This window comes from Sporosarcina sp. CAU 1771 (assembly GCF_054482775.1).
In genome coordinates, this window is the sequence record NZ_JBTLRN010000010.1 from 12,155 (window position 1) to 34,148 (window position 21,994).

Annotated in this window: 19 protein-coding genes; 6 read left to right on the forward strand and 13 right to left on the reverse strand. The window is 34.7% G+C overall.

Features of this window, described 5'->3' with window-relative positions; all coding sequences use genetic code 11:
- The first annotated feature begins 35 nt into the window (after positions 1-35).
- Genes istA through ACXYMX_RS08905 form a run of 3 tightly spaced genes read left to right on the forward strand, consistent with a single transcriptional unit; the run spans position 36 to position 2,535 of the window.
- Positions 36-1,586, forward strand: a complete 1,551-nt coding sequence (gene istA / locus ACXYMX_RS08895; protein ID WP_459043899.1) for an IS21 family transposase — start codon at positions 36-38, stop codon at positions 1,584-1,586.
- Positions 1,583-2,338 (forward strand): IS21-like element helper ATPase IstB, encoded by a 756-nt coding sequence (istB, locus tag ACXYMX_RS08900; protein WP_459043900.1) that lies wholly within the window; start codon positions 1,583-1,585, stop codon positions 2,336-2,338. The genes istA and istB overlap by 4 nt, the downstream gene beginning before the upstream one ends.
- Positions 2,335-2,535 (forward strand): hypothetical protein, encoded by a 201-nt coding sequence (locus ACXYMX_RS08905; RefSeq protein ID WP_459043901.1) that lies wholly within the window; start codon positions 2,335-2,337, stop codon positions 2,533-2,535. The genes istB and ACXYMX_RS08905 overlap by 4 nt, the downstream gene beginning before the upstream one ends.
- A 203-nt stretch (positions 2,536-2,738) precedes the next feature.
- Here the strand turns inward: ACXYMX_RS08905 and ACXYMX_RS08910 are convergent, their stop codons facing one another.
- Entirely contained in the window at positions 2,739-3,614 is an 876-nt protein-coding gene (locus ACXYMX_RS08910; RefSeq protein WP_459043902.1) for a hypothetical protein, read from the reverse strand.
- 127 nt (positions 3,615-3,741) lie between these two features.
- On the reverse strand, positions 3,742-4,743 hold the full coding sequence (locus ACXYMX_RS08915; RefSeq protein ID WP_459043903.1) for a tetratricopeptide repeat protein: 1,002 nt from the start codon (positions 4,741-4,743) through the stop codon (positions 3,742-3,744).
- 111 nt (positions 4,744-4,854) lie between these two features.
- On the opposite strand from ACXYMX_RS08915, the gene ACXYMX_RS08920 reads away from it, so the two are divergent.
- Complete coding sequence (locus ACXYMX_RS08920) at positions 4,855-4,977, forward strand: hypothetical protein (protein WP_459043904.1); 123 nt, start codon at positions 4,855-4,857, stop codon at positions 4,975-4,977.
- A 637-nt stretch (positions 4,978-5,614) separates the two neighbouring features.
- Here ACXYMX_RS08920 and ACXYMX_RS08925 read toward each other — a convergent pair.
- Together ACXYMX_RS08925 and ACXYMX_RS08930 are read right to left on the reverse strand one after the other, a co-directional pair.
- Complete coding sequence (locus ACXYMX_RS08925) at positions 5,615-6,541, reverse strand: nucleotidyl transferase AbiEii/AbiGii toxin family protein (RefSeq protein WP_459043905.1); 927 nt, start codon at positions 6,539-6,541, stop codon at positions 5,615-5,617.
- Positions 6,541-7,173: a type IV toxin-antitoxin system AbiEi family antitoxin domain-containing protein gene (locus tag ACXYMX_RS08930; protein WP_459043906.1), complete on the reverse strand. Its 633-nt coding sequence runs from the start codon at positions 7,171-7,173 to the stop codon at positions 6,541-6,543. Before ACXYMX_RS08930 ends, ACXYMX_RS08925 begins: the two co-directional genes overlap by 1 nt.
- Before the next feature lie 367 nt (positions 7,174-7,540).
- Here ACXYMX_RS08930 and tnpA point away from each other — a divergent pair, with 367 nt between their 5' ends.
- Positions 7,541-7,831, forward strand: coding sequence for an IS66 family insertion sequence element accessory protein TnpA (gene tnpA / locus ACXYMX_RS08935; protein ID WP_459043907.1), 291 nt, complete (start codon positions 7,541-7,543; stop codon positions 7,829-7,831).
- A 162-nt stretch (positions 7,832-7,993) separates the two neighbouring features.
- Here the strand turns inward: tnpA and ACXYMX_RS08940 are convergent, their stop codons facing one another.
- The 9 genes from ACXYMX_RS08940 to ACXYMX_RS08980 all read right to left on the reverse strand — a co-directional run bounded on the left by ACXYMX_RS08940 (position 7,994) and on the right by ACXYMX_RS08980 (position 20,893).
- Positions 7,994-8,446 (reverse strand): tetratricopeptide repeat protein, encoded by a 453-nt coding sequence (locus ACXYMX_RS08940; RefSeq protein WP_459043908.1) that lies wholly within the window; start codon positions 8,444-8,446, stop codon positions 7,994-7,996.
- A 47-nt stretch (positions 8,447-8,493) separates the two neighbouring features.
- Positions 8,494-10,422, reverse strand: a complete 1,929-nt coding sequence (locus ACXYMX_RS08945; RefSeq protein ID WP_459043909.1) for a DNA/RNA helicase domain-containing protein — start codon at positions 10,420-10,422, stop codon at positions 8,494-8,496.
- Positions 10,423-10,813: 391 nt separating this feature from the next.
- On the reverse strand, positions 10,814-11,614 hold the full coding sequence (locus ACXYMX_RS08950) for a hypothetical protein (protein ID WP_459043910.1): 801 nt from the start codon (positions 11,612-11,614) through the stop codon (positions 10,814-10,816).
- An 11-nt stretch (positions 11,615-11,625) separates the two neighbouring features.
- On the reverse strand, positions 11,626-15,054 hold the full coding sequence (locus tag ACXYMX_RS08955) for a hypothetical protein (protein ID WP_459043911.1): 3,429 nt from the start codon (positions 15,052-15,054) through the stop codon (positions 11,626-11,628).
- Between the two features lie 16 nt (positions 15,055-15,070).
- Complete coding sequence (locus ACXYMX_RS08960) at positions 15,071-15,925, reverse strand: DUF4007 family protein (protein ID WP_459043912.1); 855 nt, start codon at positions 15,923-15,925, stop codon at positions 15,071-15,073.
- 92 nt (positions 15,926-16,017) lie between these two features.
- A complete protein-coding gene (locus tag ACXYMX_RS08965) occupies positions 16,018-16,551 on the reverse strand; it encodes a hypothetical protein (protein ID WP_459043913.1) in 534 nt (177 codons plus the stop codon).
- A 2-nt stretch (positions 16,552-16,553) separates the two neighbouring features.
- Entirely contained in the window at positions 16,554-18,542 is a 1,989-nt protein-coding gene (locus ACXYMX_RS08970; protein WP_459043914.1) for an AAA family ATPase, read from the reverse strand.
- A 22-nt stretch (positions 18,543-18,564) separates the two neighbouring features.
- Complete coding sequence (locus ACXYMX_RS08975; protein ID WP_459043915.1) at positions 18,565-18,747, reverse strand: hypothetical protein; 183 nt, start codon at positions 18,745-18,747, stop codon at positions 18,565-18,567.
- A complete protein-coding gene (locus tag ACXYMX_RS08980; RefSeq protein ID WP_459043916.1) occupies positions 18,728-20,893 on the reverse strand; it encodes a DEAD/DEAH box helicase family protein in 2,166 nt (721 codons plus the stop codon). Before ACXYMX_RS08980 ends, ACXYMX_RS08975 begins: the two co-directional genes overlap by 20 nt.
- Positions 20,894-21,509: 616 nt before the next feature.
- Between ACXYMX_RS08980 and greA the strand changes: the two genes are divergently transcribed.
- The gene (gene greA / locus ACXYMX_RS08985; protein WP_459043917.1) at positions 21,510-21,983 is read left to right on the forward strand and encodes a transcription elongation factor GreA; all 474 of its coding nucleotides are present in this window, start codon (positions 21,510-21,512) and stop codon (positions 21,981-21,983) included.
- Positions 21,984-21,994: the final 11 nt, after the last annotated feature.

Genomic DNA, 21,994 nt, shown 5'->3' on the forward strand with positions numbered 1-21,994 from the left:
TTGTGTGACAATTATTATACAGGAGGTATTTTTTTATGATTCGTTATCGAAATATTTTGGAATTAAACGATGAAGGAATCAGTCTTAGAGGAATTGCTTCAAGTACAGGAAACTCTCGCCAAAAAGTGACAGAGATCATTCGTCTTGCAGAGAAAAAGGGGTTAGTTTGTCCGTTGGAGGATGAAATGACGGACAAGTGGATTGAGGAGTTTCTCTATCCAGAAAAATCTCTAGAAGCTTCTGGAAGACAGCCATTGAACTTCGATTATATTCATGAAGAATTAGCAAAACCTAATGTAACACTTTCACTTCTGCATCATGAGTATGAGGCAGAATGTCGTGCAAGTAAAAAAATTCCATACTCCTATCGTAGCTTTTTACGTCATTACAGTGCCTATGCAAATAAGTATAAAGCCACTATGCGTATACGTAGGAAGCCAGGAGAAATTATGGAAGTTGATTGGGCAGGTTCAACAGCATACATCATTGATAGAGACACTGGGGAGAAGATAAAGGCTTATATTTTCGTCTCAACACTTCCCTGTAGTCAATTATCATACGTAGAAGCCACTTTATCGATGAATTTGCATGCATGGATTACTGCTCATAACAATGCATTTGATTATTATGGAGGAACTACACAGATTATTGTTCCAGATAATCTTAAAGCCAGTGTAACTAAGCATAACGCACGCGAATTGGTATTAAATCCTACATACAGGGAAATGGCAGAACACTACAATACTGTGGTTATGCCTGCGCGTGTACGTTCACCAAAAGATAAGCCGAGCGTTGAAGGCTCCGTAGGAGCCATATCAACATGGATCATCGCGGCTTTAAGAAATACACAATGCTTTAGCATCGATGAATTGAACGTAGAAGTTTGGAAGAAGCTAGAAGAATTTAACAAACGACCTTTTACACGTAAAAAAGGAACCCGCTTGTCTGCATTTGAAGAAGAGGAGAAATTTGCGCTTTCTCCTCTTCCATCCGCATCGTATAAATTATCTGAATGGAAAACAGCGAAAGTTCGTCCTGATTATCACATCTCTGCCGAGAGTATGTTTTATTCTGTGCCATACGAATACATCAATCGCCAGGTCGAAGTAAGACTCTCAGATGATCTAGTTGAAATCTATTTCAATCATATGCGGATTGCTTCCCATAAACGATTATATGGTAAGTTTGGTCAGTTATCCACTACTCGTGACCATATGCCTGATAACCATAAGTTATATGTCGATCAAACGCCAGAAGCTGCGATTGAATGGGCTGAAAGCATTGGAACGTCAACCCTTAAGGTTATTAAATTCATTCTTGATACTTCACAGACAGAGAAACTCGCATTACAGTCTATATTTTCATTGAAGAAATCAGAGCGTCGTTATACAAAATATGAAATTGAACGTGCGTGTAAAATGATAATTTCAATGACAAAAAGACCGACGGTCAAAAGTATTCAAACGATCTTGAAAAGCAATCAAAAGAACGATGCAGAACAAGAGCTTAAACGAAACACTGAAAACAACATAAATAACTACGGCTTCACACGAGGAGCTTCATACTATGGGGGTGCAGATAAATGATGAATGAACAGACTTTGACAAAATTACACGAAATGAAATTGAGCGGAATGGCCGAAGCTTATGCAGAACAGTCACTAAATAAGGAGTTTCAAAAGATGAGCTTTGATGATCGTTTTTCTTTACTCGTTGACCTAGAACATTCCCGTCGTAAGAGTAATAAACTTCAACGTCTAATTAAATCAGCTACTTTTGTAAATCCAAATGCCAGTATTGAAGACATAGAATATCACGAGGACCGAAGACTTGATAAAGATTTAATTTTGAAGCTAGCGAGTGGTAGCTATATTCTAGACAGTCACAATATAGTATTGAAGGGTCCAACAGGTTCAGGCAAATCATTCTTGGCAAGTGCATTCGGAGTGTCTGCTTGTCGCCAATTATATAAAGTGAAATACATTCGATTACCTGAATTACTAGACGAACTATCACTAGCGAAACTAGCGGCGGATGGAAGCTATCGGAGATGCATCAAAAAATACACGAAGGTTGATTTACTCATACTTGATGAATGGCTATTAACAGATTTATCAACAGATGAGGCAGCAATTCTACTAGAAATCTCTGAATCTCGTCATAAGATTGCATCAACTATTTTCTGTTCACAAATCGACCCTAGTGGGTGGCATCTAAAATTAGGAAATGAAACAATTGCAGAAGCTATTTTAGATCGTATTATCCATGATTCCTATCAAATTTTAATAGATGGAGACGTTTCTATGCGTGAGCGTCATGGATTGGGGTTACCAAAATGATTCCAACAGAAGTTGAAAATCGTATTGCCAAGTACTTTTTTCACAGGTATTTACCAGATGAAGTGATGATGAACATAGTAGATAAGCTATTACCTCCTTGTGGAGGTATGGAGGAAGAGGATTTAGACTTTGATGAGCTTGTTCGTTGGGCTATTGATATTATTGAACAACAATTACAAGATAAAAAGTTAAGATAAGATCAACAGCCATTGAAATAATATTATTTCGATGGCTTTTGTTTATTTTATACATTACTAACCATTAGCCCTCTAACCACACTCATTCGCTCTAAACTCCTAATCGAATAATAAGCATAAAGTGTTTATTGGTAAACAGCTTGGCGAAGTGTGGTAAAATCCGTGGCAAGTGTTGGTAAAAAACATGTCACAGGTGGTAAATTTCATTGGCGGTAATCACCAGCACGGTCATCCGCACCAAGTATCCCCTCGCTACTCATCCAAATGTGATTGTTCTTAATGAGTTTACGACCTTCAATAATCTCTTCAACGGTATCCAGATGTGCGTTCAATAATACGGTAGGCCCCGGTCCAAATCTTTTCTCTGCAAGAATATTTCCAACATGATCCACCGTCATGTAGTCAACGAAAGGCTCCAATTCTTGCATTACATACGCCCGTATTTCGCCTTCATCACCACTTGCCCCTGCAATATTCAAAGCAGTTTCGAGTCCATCTTCAAATTGTTTCGTAGAAAGCAATTCATCGTTTTCCATGAAAATCCCCCTTGCTTCCTCTACTGAAATGAAGGCTAGTTTTTCTGCGACTGTCGGCAACAGCGTTCGCTCAGCCGTAAACTTCAATTGTCTTCCGTGACGCTTCGTCTCTGTCCCAACAGACGCCAGAACACTTTTTGCCATCCGTGCGAAATCCGAAGTTGCAAAGTAGATTGTTGGCCTTCTTCTTTCATGACCGTCACAAGAAAAATGCATTGTGCACGCCAATCTGTTCAGTTGCATAACAACACCGGAAATATAGATATCTAGTTTATCCAACGGTATCTCCATAGGGGCAAAGCTTGACTCAGTCCTTCCGTCCGTGTATTTCTCCAACAGTTCCACCCATGTTTTTTCCGTGACTGCAGAAGAACAGATCTCCAGGTTTTTCTCATCCAGTCTGAATTCTATCCCTAAATTAATGAGAATCTTATTCAAGAAGTCCCTGTTATGATCTGTAAGCTGTCGTGCATCAAACATCCCTGCATCCTCCGTAACAGTAAATCCGTATCCAGTTAATAGTGCCTGCCAAGTTTTGTTCATACCAACCATCTCCTTTTCTTTAGTACCTTAAGTATAGACACCTCAGCGTGACAGCCCTGTCACAGGAAACCCCTCTATAAATACAAAAATCCTCCCATATGAAATGGAAGGATGATTCGCTTTGTACTTATTCGCCATCACGTGCAAGGATATAGAACTTAATGTTAGGAAACGTATAACTATTCGTATTTAGTACATGTTGGATAAACCGCTCTGGAAAGCCTATTTGCGCTAGTAATTTATTAATACGGCTGATTTTCGTTCGATAATTATCCCAAGTAACCTCATTTGAATTAGCGACACTTTCTTCTTGATAACCGTCAATATCGGTTAATGATAGAGCTTCATTAACCGAGCTCTTCAAAAGCAATTGCTTCAACAACACGGCAAGGAATATCGAAATGTCACAGCTCTTATCTTTCCTTTGAATGAAAGTCTTATTTCCAGTAAAGTCTAACACCAATCCTTCAAAATCAAAATTCTGCGTAATCGCTTCACGCTCACTTTTGGAAATCATTCGTCGATCTTCATTGGAATAAAGAACAAATTCCGCACCAGCCAATTTCTCTTGAAGCTTCACAGAAAGATCTTCAACACTAATTCCTGTAGACGTTTCTACTTCAGACGCTTCCGATAATTCATCGGCTACTTGCATCGATGCTTTCGCAAGTTCAATTGAACAATACCCAATAAAAAGATGCGCCTTAATCAGTTGATCGTCCCATAATGGAAACGCAGAATCATCGTCACCCAGCGCCTTGTTGAAATGATTGATTGCTTGAATCCAATCTCTGTCCTCGTAATAAAGAAACGCATAGCGGTAATTCGCCTCGGCATTCCGGGGATCTATTTTCAAAATTTGCTCAAACGTATTTTTAGCCGCATACCGATCCTTATGTTCACCAGTTTTCATATGAAACGCGTAGGCCATCATGGAACGAACCAATTGATCTTGTTCTTCCTCAGTAAGAATGCCCATCACCTTTTTTAAGCGAATCATCTTGCGAGATAAATCCGCAATTCGGGCTGTTAACTCAAGAGGTGTTTTTTGCTGTTCTTCATTTAACAATAAAGTGATTTCTTCTAGACGTTCTTCGTTGGATTGCTTTTTTTGATTTTGTCGAATCACTGGGAAACCTCCATTTTAGTAAGTATTGTTTATTTTGAAAGCATAGGTATTCTAACTGTTACTACCCTATCCGGGGAAATTAAAGCAGTTAAAGCTATGGAGGAAGCAAATATGAAGAAAACGTTTTTTAATAAGATGTTGAAAGAGTACGAGAATTCACAATCAAATGTAGCTGTGAATATTTTAAAGTTACTTTGCAGTATAGATAACAGAACCCACCATACCTCTTCATAACGCGGACCACGGTGGGTCATTTTGTTTCATGAGATTTTTTGTGAAATCCACAAGTTCATAAGCATTTATCAATGTACCATACACTTCTTTTACTTTTTCAAGTTAGCTACAACTTAAATGATCTTTTAGACATAAGGGTTTATCAATCACATTCACAACTTCTAATTCTTCTCTGCAACTTAGTGAATTATTGACCTGCTTCAGGATTTTAATGCATGCTCAACCTTGTTCGCTAGAAGCTCATGTGACAATTTACCTTGCTTGGAAAGGCTACTGAATTTCCATAAATATGCAAAGGTATAGAAGAACTTTTACTTAATACACACTATATAATCCCTAAAATTCACTTAACCTTCTGCACTCACTATAAAAGTGCAGAACCTTTGATGGATAATTCCAGTTAATTCCACTAAAAAATTATTTATTAAGTATTCAGTTGTTAAACTCACGACTGTTGATTAATCAAATATAGGAATCTCTTATGAATTTACATATATCCCTAATTACTCTAAGCTAACAATCTTACATTTGTTACGACACAGATTGCCTAAACTTCGTTATCACATTAGTGAATCACGAAATGTTTAGTACTATACTACGAACTGATTGAGTCGCGCATTCTTACCATACAAATATCTTATCTCCTTATTCGGTTCCACTTTACTTCTTCAGAATTCCAGTGAGCAAAAAACTCATCTTCATGAAGAATTGCTTCATAAACAGGTTTTATAAATTCATAAATTCGATTCATTACGGCTTCAAACGTCAAATCAACTGTTATATTTGTTCTTTTTAGAAAGGCACTCCACTGATTGAGTCTTGCAATTTCTATGTAAAAGTCAACTGTAAATATAGGATGATCCTTTTCAATCAGCGTTTTTCTTCTATCGAATGTTTCTGCTATAGCTTCCTGAAGTACTCTACCTTCAAAATTATTAGATTCGCTTAGAATATAAATGTCATAGAAGTCCTTCATTCTACTATTTAGAGTTGATAGACTGATCATAGCTTCAAATTTTTCTGCAATAACAGATTCAATAGAATAGGTGGATAAAATTGGTGGCTCCATGTCTAACAGCACTGGAAACGTCATCGTTCTTGGCTTCGGTACAACAATATCACCAAATCCTATATCTAATTGTAATGTATGCCTTGCCCGCCCCAACATAGCTGGAATTTTTATTCTAAGTCCTTGATAGTCCGCATCTTCTGTAATTCTCTCTGTTTTCATTTGTTCTACAAGAAAGATCACTCCATCATCTCTTTCAATATTCATGATAAAAATTTCTTTGAATGCACCCTCAATACTTTCTATTTCATTTGAAATATATGTAGCTAAAAAGTCGATATCACGTGTTGGTCGTGCAGAAAATTGTGTTAAAGAAAATAGAAATAATCCTCCTTTCAATAGAAACTTATCTTTATAAGATGATTTCGATAAGCGATATAATAGTCTTTCTTGAAAATAGAGCAAAAGAACGGAGTCCAATGTTTTTCCGTTCTTTTTTGATACATTTTTCAGGCGTTCAAACACTGATGCAGCCATATTCTTTTTTTGATTCATTACAGTAGCACCTCAATAAAGTTAACTAGTTTTTTATCCACTTTCTGTTCTGTAGCTATTTTAATGAGCTTATTCAAATTTCTAGTTGGCAACTTCATATAGGTTTTGATGCACTCCAGCATGATATCTCTACCAATTGTGTCTTCATAACGTATAAGATCACAAACTGTTTTTTCTATATTATAAATTTTTGTTAAATAACCATCTACATTCTTTTCTTCAATGTTATTTTCAAAAGCTATTTTATTGAAGTAATAAACTTGAATCGGTGGATAAGAAGGTAATGGTGGCTTTTTTTGACTTCTCTCGATAGCAATATGATATTCCCAAGGATTAATTGTAGACAGTTCATGATAAGCAGCAGCAGATAATAAGCAAATTACACCATGTGGAATTAGGCGACTAACTTCTATTATCTGTTCTTCGGGCAAGAGCTTTGAATCGCTGTGGCGATATAAACCTTTCTTTACACGTTCTATATAATCTTCTTTTACAAACTTGTTTATATAGTATGGTGTAATGCCCGATTCTACAAGATCGTTTGTTGTAGCATAGCCATTTTGCCGTCTAAACACCTTATCTAGCCTATCGTACATAAACATACCAATCATTCCCTTTATATACTTCGCCATAGAATTCTCACAAAAGATACACAGGCAAAGAAGACTTTTTACTTATTATACACTAAATTACCCCTTAAATTCACTTAACCTTCTGCACTATCAATCAAAGTGCAGAAGGTTAGAAGGAAAATTCCTATATATTCCATTTATGAGGTGTGGTTTTATTGTTGCCCATACGACCAATCATAATAGTTTATTTAATATTAGATTAACAATTACAGCTTTCCAATATATTTATTAAAGCAGATTCATATTCTCCAACATTTCTTCTATGGAAGGGTTCGCATATAAGTAAGCGTCAAACAGTGCACACGTTTCAATAGAAGACTCTTCATGAGATACTCTTTCCAGAATAGAATTTCTGGGAGGAGTTTTTTTGAAAAGAAAAGAGAAAGCAATATATTGGACAGAACAAATCAGTGAATATCGACAAAGTGGAGAAAGCTTGGCGCAGTGGTGCGAGAAAAAAGATATCAAAATTTACACGATGAAATACTGGTTGCGTAAAGAGTCGCCCATATTGAAAAAGCAAGAAACCGCTTGGGTCTCCTGCGTCGTAGAAGAACCGTCAAGAGACAAGATAATATTAAAAATAAAAAGTGTGGAAATCGAGGTGATGAGTGGCTTCCGAGATAAATTGTTACTGAGGATCCTTCGGACACTTTAACAATAGTGAAAAGTACCTGTGCAATGTTGAATTATGAAAATTCACCAATTCGGATAAAAATTTGAAAGGACATCGACAAAGACTATATAGTCAATATCCCATTTTCACTTTATGCAATTGAAGTTAATAAACTGAATACTTCCTCACACAGGTACCTGAAATTTAACAATAACAGATAAAAAGATGCGCCTTAATCAGTTGATCGTCCCATAATGGAAACGCAGAATCCTCGTCTTGAAGCGCCTTGTTGAAATGATTGATTGCTTGAATCCAATCTCTGTCCTCGTAATAAAGAAACGCATAGCGGTAATTCGCCTCGGCATTCTTGGGATCTATTTTCAATATTTGTTCAAACGTAGTTTTTGCTGCATACCGATCCTTATGTTCTCCAGTTTTCATATGAAACGCGTAGGCCATCATGGAACGAACCAATTGATCTTGTTCTTCCTGTGTAAGAATGCCCATCACCTTTTTTATGCGAACCATCTTGCGTGATAAGTCGGCTATTCGAGCTGTAAACTCAAGGGGAGTTTTTTGCTTTTCTTCATTTAACAATAAAGTGATTTCTTTTAAACGTTCTTCATTAGATTGTTTTTTTTGATTTTGTCGAATCACTGTGACTCCTCCAGATTTGTTTTGTACTTTGGCATTCCTGAAGCACGTTAAATATAGTCCACACCTTTATCAACCAAGTACAAATCTATCTCTCTCTTTCTTCTATACATATTCACCTTTTCCAATCGTTTCTTAAAATACGCCTGTAATTCTGGATCTGTACAATAAAGAAAGCATCCTTTTTGCCCTCTCGTCATTAACGTTCTATACGTATTACGAATAAGGGGATCTGCAAGTGCGTGAGCCTTTTCAGGATTTTCTTTTGCCAATTTTTTAATACCTCTTAGAGACTGATCGGTTTTAGCTCTCTTCGTAAAATCAGTGACAAGCTTACCATCCTCAACCCTTAAATCGTTTCCAATAATGACACCTACATAGTCAAACTCAAGCCCTTGCGCTGTATGAATGCACCCAGCTTCTCTTACTGAAGAGTTTTCAATTGCCCACGTGTTCTCGATGTTCCAGCTGATTCCAAAATCTTGTTCCGTTATTGTAATATCAAAGTGCTCAACATCTCGTCGATTAGTTTTTGGCCACTCCCAACAATATCCTGCCATTATTCGGGATTTATTATTTCGTTTATTTAACTTCTCAATTTCAGCAAGCATACTATTGGGGTCATCGAATATCTGAAACTCATAATCCATTCCCATATCGTTAACATTCGCAGTTTCTCTGATTTGTAGTACATCGTCTAACCATGCGATATACCCATCAGATCCATCACAACGAAATTGTGATACTAACTCCCGTTTAATAATTTCTGCACCAAATTCACGTGCATAGTTTTCAATCGTTTCAATACTCCCAATGTCACTCAACGTGACTTTTTGATTTTCATCAATGAAGAAGATTGTAAAGTGAGACCCCTTTATTAACTCTTTAATCTGGTTTTCTCCTTTATTTTTAAACATCCCTGATTTTTCATTTAATCGGTGTGCTTCATCGACAATCAAGATATCAAATTCATTGAGTTCTACTTCTGTAAAGCTTCCGGAACCTTTAAACAAATTATCGATATGAGATTTCTTGAAATCACTTTTTAATTTTGTCGAATAAATATTGCGAGGAGCTGCATTTTTTGTTACATACATTGCAACTAACTCTCTTCCTATCAACTTAACAAGTAGATTAATGGCCAATACAGATTTTCCGGTACCAGGCCCTCCTTCAACTATCATTACTTGTTTTGTATCCGTTTCGACACTATTCAATGCCAGATGAAAAGCTTCTTCGAAAAAAACCTTTTGCTCATCAATCATGATAAATTCTTCATTACCTTTTAACATATTATTTAATGCATCTTGTAAGGACTTTGATGGTCTGATTCTACCATGTTCAATCTGATAGATAAGGTTATTTTCATCGCCTTTTTTTATGTATTTCTTAATAAATGTACGAAGTTTTTCAATTTCACCTTTCGTAAAAACCGGCGCTTTTTCCAAATGATCTTCATAATGGCTATCCGTTAAAGGATCGTTCTCAACTTTTCGGTAGTTGTGTAAATATGCGCATGGTTTTAATTTTATATCTTGAAGTTGTACATTTTCATTAAAATCTTCTATCAATGCTGCGTAAGACCAGGCTTGATAGGAAGGATGTGTCGTTTCTCGAAGTCCTCTTCCAAGATATGTTTTTACAATGGCGTCTCTCGACTCTATTTTCTCAACGGTTTCCCACTGTTTTAATTCAACAATAACTACATGATCTTGATTTCCATCGTTTCCAGCGATAATAAAATCAACGCGCTTTGATGTGTTTGGAATATTAAATTCGATTGCGATGGATGAGTCATTTGGAATCTCGTCATCCTGCATGACATTGGACATTTTTTGCAATGAATTTTCCCATGAACGTATTTCAGATTTCGATGTACGCCCGATTTTTTCTTGGTATGAATTATACAATCGATCAATCAGTAATTCGTTCACAATATCTCCTACAAATTGCTCTTTTGTAGATTCATATATAATCATCTCTTCACTTCCTTGGTATTTATTTATGAATCTGTCAAATCGTTGTATTGCATCAACATTAGTTTTGGGTATTTATAATTTAATTATATTTTTGTGTATATAGTATAATTTTACCATACTAGGACTTGTATTTCTTTAGTTCTTCGTTAACGCTATTCAGTTGTTTGTAAACGCTATACTAGAATGGACATTTTTTGAAGCTACTGCGTAAGCGTAAAATTATGCACACTATTTTACACTTACGTATGTACCAAACCTTAGAACTATATAACCAAAAAATACCATATTACAAAATGATTCAAAATCATTTTGTAATACGGTATTATACGATTGACTAATTAATGGAAGAAACAATGACCATTTGGAAATGATTCAACATTAAAATTTAAGTTTATGAAAATGAACAAACACAAGGGACTGTATCATCTTGTATTTTAAGAAACCCTTCAACGCCTTCCCTATCCATTCGTTCTCTATATTCTTTTAAAGTATATGGACCGCCATCTTTTTTCAAAATTGTAACATTTTTGTCAAAATGCTTTCGAAAATTCACTTCCATCTCTTCTTGAAGAGCGTACTGATCCGGCCACACTTGATAAAGCTGCGCATAATGTTGGAATCCACCTCGAACGCAACGCCCTGCACAATTCGCATGTGAAAAACCTAACGCATACATACGTGGCAACTCAATACCCCACTCCTGCTCGATAATCGCTTTAACATCTATATCTTCACGGAATGTTTCAATCATCGGGAAACGAGTCTCAACAGGCTCAATCGGATTGTGCTCATAAAATGCCGTTAGATTTTCCGCCCGATGCGATTCATGAGGACCAATACCGAAATAAAGAATAGGTTCTAGGTTTCGCTCATCTCGAAGCTCTTCCAAAAATACTATAGTTTGTTTAACTTTAAGTTCTTCTGAACATCGTGCCAAACGAGAATTACCAAGGAAGCGTGTATCGTAAAACACCTCCTCAGGAGTTCGTCCATCCATACGTTCAGTAACTTCAATTCCTATATATTCGGCAACCTCTTCCATAAATCTATAATTATCCTCATCTTCCCAAAGCGTATTAGTAAAAAATAGGATACAATTTTCTTTTCCATGCGCTTGTACCATTTGATAGGCCACAAAAGCACTAGACGCACCCCCACTATACATTGCTACATGGACTGGTTTTCTAGTCATCTTAACCTCTCCTATTCAATGTGTTCTTCTATTAATTTAAATAGAATATAGTTAACTTCTTCCTCAGGTACACTTCGACCAGCAGATTTTATCATACGATTTAGATTATCGTAAATCACTTTAGACTTAGTGGACAAATCCATTTTCTTAATTTGCTTATACTTGTTATTATAGGTCAATTCAACAACTTCAGCACTTGTAACGTCTCGCTCATTGAAATTCTCGATATCATTCTTCAGTTGTTCCACAAATAACTCATACGTTGTATCCGACCAATTGTTCGTCTCAATACCAATGTATTTCGATGTGAAATCCTCAATAGTGTTTGTTTCTTTTAATGAAGCTAGCAAGCGATTCTTCAGTACTTTACTAGATTCAAATTCGTTTAGATAGTTTTCTTTTTCTGTGAAACCCGCTATAGATAACTGGCTAAGTAAATATTTTTCAACCTCTTGAATAAACTTACTATGAGACTCCTCAAGTTTAGATATAACTAATTTTAATTCTTCAAAATTATCGCCATAAATTTTAGTTAAATGCTCAATACTAGCTAAAGGATTAATTTCACTTTTTCTAATGATTTCTTTTAACTCCAGCTCTTGATCTGATAGTTTATTGGATATTTGAGTATGTCTTGGTAATTTACGAAGCCAATTGAGCAAACCGCTACTCACGCGTATTAACGGAGTGTTGTCCAATACATGTTCACTAATATAACTTGAAAGATGATTTTCTACTTTGTTCATCATTTCAATAAGTACCTCAGAATAATCATGAAAATCATAGCTATATTCACTAGGCTCATCAAACATTTCATATATCTTTTCGGCTTCTAGTGCTGGGATATACATCGAATTTCTATAAAACATCAACTGATCCCATTTATCTCTTAATAGTATTGTAACAAACAAAGGAATCAGCGGCTTTCTTATTCCATAAGGTGGACATGAAAGTATCTTTGTAATTTGACGAAGACTATCTTTTGGATTTTCTTTTATTTGGACAAGCAACTTCTTTCGAATTTCTTTTAAGTTTTCATCCTTTAATTTATCTAACTCTAATAGATTTATTTCATTGTTTTTTATGACTGTTGCATAGATTAGATAGTCTGGCCCTTGTCCCTCAATCCCAATATTGGGCTGGTCAAACGATTCCAACACACCGTCTAATACTTTTTGTAACGATGCTTTCTGTATACCAATTACATTCATTCTATTAACCGAATCATTCATTACAATAGGCGTATTACCATATGCTTTATCCATGATATTGCTGATTTTATCTACTAAATCTACGATACTTTTTAGATTTAAGGATTTCTTTTGATTAAACCATTTCACGTTGGATTTAAACTCCAAAAACACATTGATAAAAGAAGATATTTCATACATTAATTCTTCATGTAAGAGAACTAATTCATTTTCAAGTTCAGCATGTTCGGAAAGCGTTTTTTTATCAGTAAGAATAGTACTAATAACCATCTCTCGATCTACCTGTTGTTGAATCATTTTAAAATCTTCTGTGAGGACAGCAAACATTAAGAATTCACATTGTATATCTTTAATTTTTTCTGTAACAAATTTTAAATCGCTTTTACTATCCAGGATAATTAAATAAATGTATCCATCCGCATCTTCTTTCATTAAGGAGTGTTCATTAGTATCATTTTTTAAAAACTCTTTCGAGTCCATTAAATCTACCTTCATAAACCGTGTCATATCTTTTTTATCATTATATCCTGAAGCTAGAAAATATCTCTTCTTCAAATTACCACTTAAGAAAGATAGTCTTTTTTGTTGAGTTATTCTGAGTTCTGCAATTTTTTCATCAATCAACTCATCAACGACAACTGAGCTACCTTTCATAAGTTCCCATTGTAATAATATGCGATTAAATCGAACAAACTTTTTCTTATTAAGCTCTTCTAATAACTCTTCAACTCGAGTTTTCTTAAGTCCGATAGCGAAGGCGATTAAATCACTATCTATTTTATAGATTGAATTTGAATGTGAGATTTCCCAAAGCGTTATTAACTTCAAGACATGGTAAAGATCATGTGTTTCTTCGTCTTTTTTTAAATTCATTTCAATAATTTTGAAAGTTTTTAGTGAGTTAATAACATCAACGTTTTGATAGGTATCTAGGTTCTTCGCAAAGAAATACTCAAAGAGATTGTCGGCGTAATAGTAGGAGGAACTTTTTCGGACATGGTTTTTCAGACCTCCGGTCTCCTCACTTTCAAGAAAGGTAAATAATGTTCGTTCGTTCTGTCCAAAAACTTTTGAGATTCTTGGCAGTAGATACAAGACTACTGGATGAATAGGATAAGAACCCTCAACAATAAGTCTTTCTACCTCTTGCTGATTCAATTCTTGAAATAAATTGAATTTACGTAAATTCATTATCATCTCATTTATCTTAGGTTCTTCAAGAGAATGTTGCTCCGCTATATTGGTTAAATATTGATCTGCTATTCGGTAGTAGGTTGCTGTATCACTTTCAACAAAGTAAGTAATAAATCTTTTTTCGATTCTTTGAAATTCAGATTGATATTCAATATTAAATCCGTACATATATTGAGACATACTCTTATGTGAAATCAGCAGCACCTGAATATGTTTACTAGATCTATTTGCAATCTCAGCTAAATCTTGTAAATCTTGCATGGCCTTATATACTTCTTGATGATCTATCGTTTGCAAAAACCTTCCAAACTCATCATATACAATGAACAAGCCAATATTTTCTTTTTTTAATTTATCTAAAATAATTTCTATTTGTTCAATAAAACTTCCGCCATTATCAGTTGGAAAACTAGCTCCTGAAGATAAATTGGGGTAAACAGATTTAAACCAATTTAACTCGGTTGAAGAACCTCCCTCTATTATTTTTAACCATGTATCAGGTTTTTGATTTCGAGTTTCTAGTAAAGAAGATAACTCCTTATATGTATTCGGATACTCTTTGTACCACTCGTTAACGATTTTCTTGACTCTGTTTCTTTCGCCCGGTAACTGAACACTTATGCCTCTTTCTCTTAGCTCATCTATTATTGAGGTAATCACAACATCACTAAATACCCCTTCCCTTCCACTCAAGGTAATAGGTATATATTTTCTTTTCAATTTTCTTAGACCCAATAAACTTTGAAATACTTCTTGGTGAACTTTGTCAAACTTGTTTACAAGAACGTTTATTTCATTTTCTTTAATTGCCTTCGAGACAAAGTTTGCGACGATTGTGGCAACAAGAGACTTTCCGCTACCATAAGGTCCAATCATAATATGAGCAGAATTTCCTTGTTTACTTACAAATCCTTCTGCTAGCCCTATTAGTGATTCTGCATGAGAAGGCGTCGGCAAATACCGTCTAACAAAATCTTCATTTCCCAAGTCAAACTTTATATTTACACTTGTTTTAAAAGAACTATTTAAAACCAATTTCTATAACAACCTTTCATAATGATGCATTCTCCAAAAACTCATCAGGTTTAATAGTGGGAATTGACACCATATCTAAATTATTTGTTCTTGTAAATCGAAGAGGAAAATCTTCATTGTCAACTAACTCCATTAATAAGCTAACAATTGTCCCACGACTCAAATTAAAGGCTTTTCCTAGTAATCCTTCTCTATGAATAATGTCCTCCAAACTGATTTCATACTGTTGATTGTCTTCGCTATACTTTAATAAAATATATTTAACAAACAACAAGCTACCCTTTGGTATAATCGGTTCAATCTTATGAACCACACCATTCTGTTCCCTTAAAATACCTAATTTACTTAATGGGCTAGACGTTACTTCTTCTGGATCTTTGTCATCACCTACAGCCGTATACATGCGTATCAAACAATCAATATCTCTTTTTATAGAGTTTTCAGAAATGACCCGCGTTTCTCTATCTTGAATCCATGGACTAAGTTCTGAAAATAAATCTTCCCTGCTTGCCATTGTTTCAGTAAATAAATTAAAGTACCAAAACCAAGTCGTACTTGGCTCAATTTTAGAAACGATTGAGTAATGTAGGAGTGCTGCTGTTTCAAAGTGTTTAATTGCCGGATCGTTCTTTAAAATCCATTCACCTAAAGGTTTATACTCATGCACCCGATTCTTACCCGCTCCTACAGGTTCTACTACTTCTACTGCAACAAGCCAATGCCTTAAAGATTGAACCATATTTTTTCCAAGACCAATTTTTTCAAATGCCTCATTACTGAAGAAAAAATGTGGATCTTTTTTTATCTCTCGTAACCCTTTTCCTAACCATCTATCTCTCAGAAAAAAACTTTGATGCTGATTATAACCCATTTTCCCCATCCTTTTCACTGGTATGACAATCCAGCAAGTAATTCTCACATTTTTTTGAGAAGAAGTATTGTTAACCTCTTCTCATTTTACATTTAATTATTTAAGATGCTATTTAATTCATTCTCTGCTTTCTCTTCCGATATTCCTTTAAGTTCCTCAGCATACTCTTTAATATAATTACTAATATTCTTAAAATAGTCATCCGGTACAGTCACATTTTGAATAACTTTTTCGTACAGGATTGAAATTCCACCGCGTACATACGTTTCAAAAACTTCCATATTTGCTTTATGCTTTTCTTTTAGGTCATCATTTGAATCGTGCCTAAATGCCCTATTTACTTGTTCTTCAATTGTTAAATTATCTGTATTATCTAAGAGCATAATCAAACGATAGATCATATTTAACTGAGATTTTTCTTTTAGAAGTGCCTCAGTACCTATTTTTCTAATCACTTCACTATATTGGTCACTCTTATCCGCTTCTTCTTGTCTTCCATTTACATACCCAATTAATGGCGCGGTCATATAAACATCAAGATTTCTATTGAATAATTTATTATCTTCGACTAACTGTTTCATATATGCTGCATGTTTCCCCTTTATTTCCCAATCAGATGTAAACAAAATTAGTTAACCTCCTCTATCACCGTATGGATTTCAGATTTCTTATCAAGGATATACCTTTTTCCAACCTTTAGTCCCATTTCTTTTTCTGCGTAATCCCAATCTTTAGACATTACGATTAGGATAAGTTGTTCTGCAACTTCTGGTAATACTTTTGAAATATTAGTTACATGCTTTGCATCCGCATTAGAAAATGGTGCATCCAAAATAAGAGGATATGCCTCCGTGTCTATATTAACTTCATCATTAGTATTGGTTAACTTACTTTTTGCTAGATCTACCAATCCCGCTATAAAAGAAAAGTTCTTTACTGTTTCAAGTCCTTGTGATTCATCCGTTCTGATTTCCTCATTACCGGAAGTCGTAATTAATGAAACACGATATCTATCATCAATTTCTACTCTTCTATTTCCATGATAGATTTTATTAAAGTATTCGTTGATTTTCTTCTCCAATTCAACCCTAATTGATTGTTCTTTTTTCGAATAACTTTTATCAACCCAATCGTAAATTTCTTTAGCATACGCCATATGCAATCTTATTTCTCTATTCTTTTCTGAAACCCCTATAGTTGACTGATATCTTTTTTTGTTTTCTCTAATAATCTGTTCTTGTTCTCCAATAAATATATAGAATCTACTTATTTTCACTCCCAATTCAGTAATCTTCTTCCTATTTTCCTCTAATTCTTTCTCGTAACTTGCAGATGAAATATTCGCCTTAATTTTTTCACTTATCGACTTAATTTCTTCTTCTAGATTACTAATTCTTTTTTTGTTTTTTAGTATTTCAGTATAGCTCCAAAGGAGATTTTCAGAATATGCACTTTCTGCATTTTGGTAAGCATTTATTGATTCTTTAAAACCATTCAGAAGTAACCCAATCGATTTTGGCGGAAGAAACTCTAACTCTTCTAATAAATATTTATGCGATTGAGAATTTTCTTCAACTACGGTACCGCAGACGCAAGTACCTCTTTGAATGATATGTCTAATAGATTTCGCGTTCATATCTGTAATTCCTTTGTCAGAAATATTAGCATCCTTTAATTTAATTATGGCTTGATGCAATAGAGGTTTTAAAAAGAAAAGATAAGGTTTGTCGTTAAAGCGTCGAAGAAAGTTTTTTTCTTCAGATGATAGCCAATTTTTCTCGTTTTGTAAAAGTCTTTCTTTCTCTTCTTTTTCAATTTGCAACTTTGAAGAAGAGGGCATATTTTTTAAAGTTTCTTGTATTACAGTGATTTTATTATCATACACTTCTTTTTGCTTTTCTGCTTCTTGGATTCTTTCTTCTGTATCTAGCATCTTTTCTTCAGCTTCTTCATAATTCAATCTTGCTTTTTTTGCATCGTCATCATCTTTATCACTTAGACTCGCATTCAGGATACCTAGAACTGTACCTCCTTGAGTCTCTCTCCCAATATGATTTCTTGTATTTTCTAACACAGTTAATCCCAAAAGCTTTTTTACAGCTTCAGTGACATCTGATTTATCTGAGATATTACCAAAACGTTCTGTATCATAGAAAAAATATCCTGATAAATCTTCAGGTAATATTTCATCTATCGTATTCTTTTTATTATTTCCTTCGAATGTTTTAGTTTGCCCATCGGCTTTCTTGTATGAGACTTTTAAATCGCTAATTTTATCTTGTTTAACATCTCTATTTCGCAAATAAAAGTTTTGTTTCCTAGTTATTATATATTCAATATCTTGATGCATCAGTTCAATTGTAATAGAAATGCTTTCCATATTCTTTGAATTAAAAACCATTTCCTGAGCAACCATTTGATTTAGCAATGCATCTTTAGTTTTAAAATCTGCAACTCCATAAAGACACCATAAAAACGCTTGCAGAAGTGTGGTTTTTCCACTCGTATTATCACCAAGTATTAATGTAATATTCCGATTCTCATCCCTTGAAAATTCAATTCTTTGTTTTCCTTTAAATTGTCGAAAATTTATCATTTCAATACTTTTTATTAGCACAAATTTCACCGCCCCTGTATGTTTATATGTTTTTATTGATCTCTTCTGCAATAATCTTTCTTATTGATTCTACCATTTCACCTTTTGTTCTTTCTTTTGTTTTTACATTCAATTTTTCCAAATGAAGAACTTTAAATTTCATTGCAGTTAATTTAAGATTATTTAATTCAATTTTTTCTTCAGTATTAGAAACCATCTTCTTCAACTCCAATCTCTCTTAAATAATAATAATCCTTTATATCACTAATTAGATTATCTGCAACAGAGGAATTCTCTGCAATGCTAGCAAAATCAGTTATTCTTTCGATTTCTCTGAGGGGTAGTGATCTTAATGATTGTAATTCAGCGATTTCCATTGTTCCGACTTCCTCAAACGGCACTGGTAAAGTAATGAAGTCATAAATCACAGCATGCTTTTTACTTTTAAATTTTCTAAGTACCCTTCCACGCCTTTGAATATATTCTTTTGGATTTGTACTGCTTGCGAGTATAAACGCAGTTTTAATGCTTGGAATATTTACTCCCTCATCTAAGCAGCGAATTGCAATCAATGATTGAAGATGTTTTCCCTCGGCAAAAACTTTTTTAAGTTCTTCCCTTTCTGAGGAACTTTCTTCAGAAGTGAATTTTGAAACCATTATATCCAATTTGTTTCCGAGAAGGTTTGTCACTACATCGATTTGCCTCTTTTCCTCTTCATCAGCTTGCCCTTCAACATATGTAGGATCATTAATTGTTGCTGCACCACAATAAACTAACATATGAGACTCATCTTTGTGTTTAGATATCTGCTTTTCCAATTCCGTAATTTTATTTTGTGCCCCGGCGACTAATCTAGCCCTCTTGATTAACAGAAATTTCGCCGATTCGCTAAACGTCACTTTTCCAAACTTGTCTTTTTGAATCAATTTTGCTAATTCTGCACTTAGCTTTCGATATTCTGCTAACTCCCCACTGGTTAAAAATACAGGAATCGGATAATAGTAATATGGGGTTAACATTTCGTTATCAATTGCCATTTTCAGAGTGTATTCAATGCATTTCTCTCCAAAATAGTTATATAAAGCACCTGTACCTTCTTCATCATTATGTCGATCAATCGTTGCAGAAAGACCTAATCTAAAATTAGCATTAGGAAGTAATTTCGTTTTCAAATATTCCGCCCCGAAATTATGCGCTTCATCTATAACTAGTACAAAATCGTCATTCAACAAACTAAGAATCCTCTGTACATAATCAGAAGAAAAGGTTGCATTTGTAGTTACAAAACAAAAATGTGACGTAACATCGTAGTTAAAGTACTCTATCTCATCCTCCAAATTCTGTTTCCATTTTCTCTGTTTTGAGGATGAGTAACCTATAATAGGCTTCATACCAAAAAGTTCAATGTCCTCTACCCATTGCTCAACTAAGTGTTGATAAGGACATACAATCACTACTGCTAAACGTCTCTTATTTTCCTTATATAACTCTGCAACTGCTCCCAAACCTGTAAATGTTTTACCAGTACCAGTAGCCATGTCAAATATACCTCTATATCCTTTCTCTTTCCAACTACCTATAGCCTCATTTTGGTAAGGATGTAAGGTAACCCCTTCAGGAATTCTAGGCACTCCAACTTCAACTTCTTCTGTTTTAGTTTGATATATCTCCTTTTCGTCTAATACTAAATCTGGTTCCTCGAAAATATAACTTTTGAATTTCTCTAGTGCTATTTCAGGAAAGTCAATTGTTTTCACCATATCAATTTCATTGTTCCAGAGTAGATCGAATGTATCTTCTTTTGAATTGATTCGTGCAATATCACTTGTCCACGAACAAAAAACATCAAATGATTCATAATTATAAGAGAGTGCTGACTTTGTTTCATTCATTGATCCTGTAAAAACAATTTTATTACCCTCGTTATCTTCCAAAAGGCCCATCTTTTCATGATAAATTCCAATGCCGTGTTCAGTTTCAATAAAAGCTATTTTAATATCCAATACTCCACTACTAATTAAATTCGCCAATAAATTCAATCTTTTCTTTTCATAATAGTCTGTTGTACTTAAATCTAAAGCAGTTAAAATTGCATTTCCAATAATTTCATCTCGAGATTCATATCCCAGATTAATTGCTTCAATGTCATTTTCTGATAACTGTGGTGAGGCAATCAATTGAATTTTTCCTGAGTTTTTTACTAAGCCTGTTATCCCTTTTGATATTTCAATTAAAGCTGTTGAGGAAAAATAACCTACTGCCCTTTTGTACGAAACCGATTCGTTTAAAATGGGAATATAAAAATCCTGGATGATATCATCACTGAATGACCGATATTCTTGTTTTATATCTAATTCTTTGAAGCTCATCAAATCAGCCTCCCTAAAAGTCTAACTATTCTTATATTATAATTTAATTGTATCATTTAACATACCAGGATAACAGTTATAATTTTACATATATATTACTTAGATGGTTATTTTTACAAAACATAAACTTTCTCTAACTATTTCAGATAATCATAAATAAGTATTTAAATTTGGATAGCTTCTAATAAATTTTAATCCATTGAGTAAATTTCCACTTTTTATAATTTAGTTTTGCGGACCTATATAAATTCCATTAGTACTATTCAACCTAAACTAATATAAGTCTATTCTACCACATTGAGTATTTGAATAGTATGACAAATAAGGACCCCCCCTTAATATCCAACTAAGGATTTTTTGGGGGGAATCATTAAAACTTCCTCATATTAAAGACCTTTAGGAATGCCTTTGCATCACTCAACTTCAACACTATCAATCATGAAATCTTGCGTCCGCTTTTCGGGGGCTTGACTTCGGGCACGAAACTAATTATTAAGGGTGTTCACTATTATTTCTGATTTTTTGGACGCCACGAAATGTATCCACCTTGCTTTCCTCCCTCACAATCTATACACTTTCTGCACAAACAGTTTTCTACATAAGGAGCCGACCTCACTTGAAACAGAAAAAACACCCGATGACTGAGGCAGGAAAAAAGAATTTATTAAAAGAACTCGAATTGCTACAAACCGATCAACGAAAAAAAGCGCTGGAAGGGATTCAAGCGGCTCGGAAGTTTTGTGATTTTAGAGAGGACTCGGAGTATGAGGCAGCGATCACGGGACAAGCGCAGATTGAGGAGCGAATCCATCTGGTTAAAGAGATGCTTCAGCATGCAGAATTGATTACCGAAAGTGAACTGATAGGAGATCGAGTAGTTCTTGGGGTCCCTGTTACGTTTAAGGAATTGCCTGATGGCGACGAAGAAACGTATACAATTATCGGTGTGGCTGAAGCCGATCCACTGAACGGAACGATTTCAAACGATTCACCGCTAGCTAAAGGATTGCTTGGGCGCGCTGTCGAAGATGTGGTAGACGTCCCAACACCTGCGGGAGCAATGCGTCTTCAAATTGTTCGGATTGGGTAGTTCGTTTACTG

Bases quoted from the DNA above. Each gene is read 5' to 3' on its own strand.
- istA (WP_459043899.1), top strand. From the start codon at position 36: ATGATTCGTTATCGAAATATTTTGGAATTAAACGATGAAGGAATCAGT.
- istB (WP_459043900.1), top strand. From the start codon at position 1,583: ATGATGAATGAACAGACTTTGACAAAATTACACGAAATGAAATTGAGC.
- ACXYMX_RS08905 (WP_459043901.1), top strand. From the start codon at position 2,335: ATGATTCCAACAGAAGTTGAAAATCGTATTGCCAAGTACTTTTTTCAC.
- ACXYMX_RS08910 (WP_459043902.1), bottom strand. From the start codon at position 3,614: ATGAACAAAACTTGGCAGGCACTATTAACTGGATACGGATTTACTGTT.
- ACXYMX_RS08920 (WP_459043904.1), top strand. From the start codon at position 4,855: ATGAAGAAAACGTTTTTTAATAAGATGTTGAAAGAGTACGAGAATTCA.
- ACXYMX_RS08925 (WP_459043905.1), bottom strand. From the start codon at position 6,541: ATGAATCAAAAAAAGAATATGGCTGCATCAGTGTTTGAACGCCTGAAA.
- ACXYMX_RS08930 (WP_459043906.1), bottom strand. From the start codon at position 7,173: ATGGCGAAGTATATAAAGGGAATGATTGGTATGTTTATGTACGATAGG.
- ACXYMX_RS08945 (WP_459043909.1), bottom strand. From the start codon at position 10,422: ATGATTATATATGAATCTACAAAAGAGCAATTTGTAGGAGATATTGTG.
- ACXYMX_RS08950 (WP_459043910.1), bottom strand. From the start codon at position 11,614: ATGACTAGAAAACCAGTCCATGTAGCAATGTATAGTGGGGGTGCGTCT.
- ACXYMX_RS08960 (WP_459043912.1), bottom strand. From the start codon at position 15,925: ATGGGTTATAATCAGCATCAAAGTTTTTTTCTGAGAGATAGATGGTTA.
- ACXYMX_RS08980 (WP_459043916.1), bottom strand. From the start codon at position 20,893: ATGAGCTTCAAAGAATTAGATATAAAACAAGAATATCGGTCATTCAGT.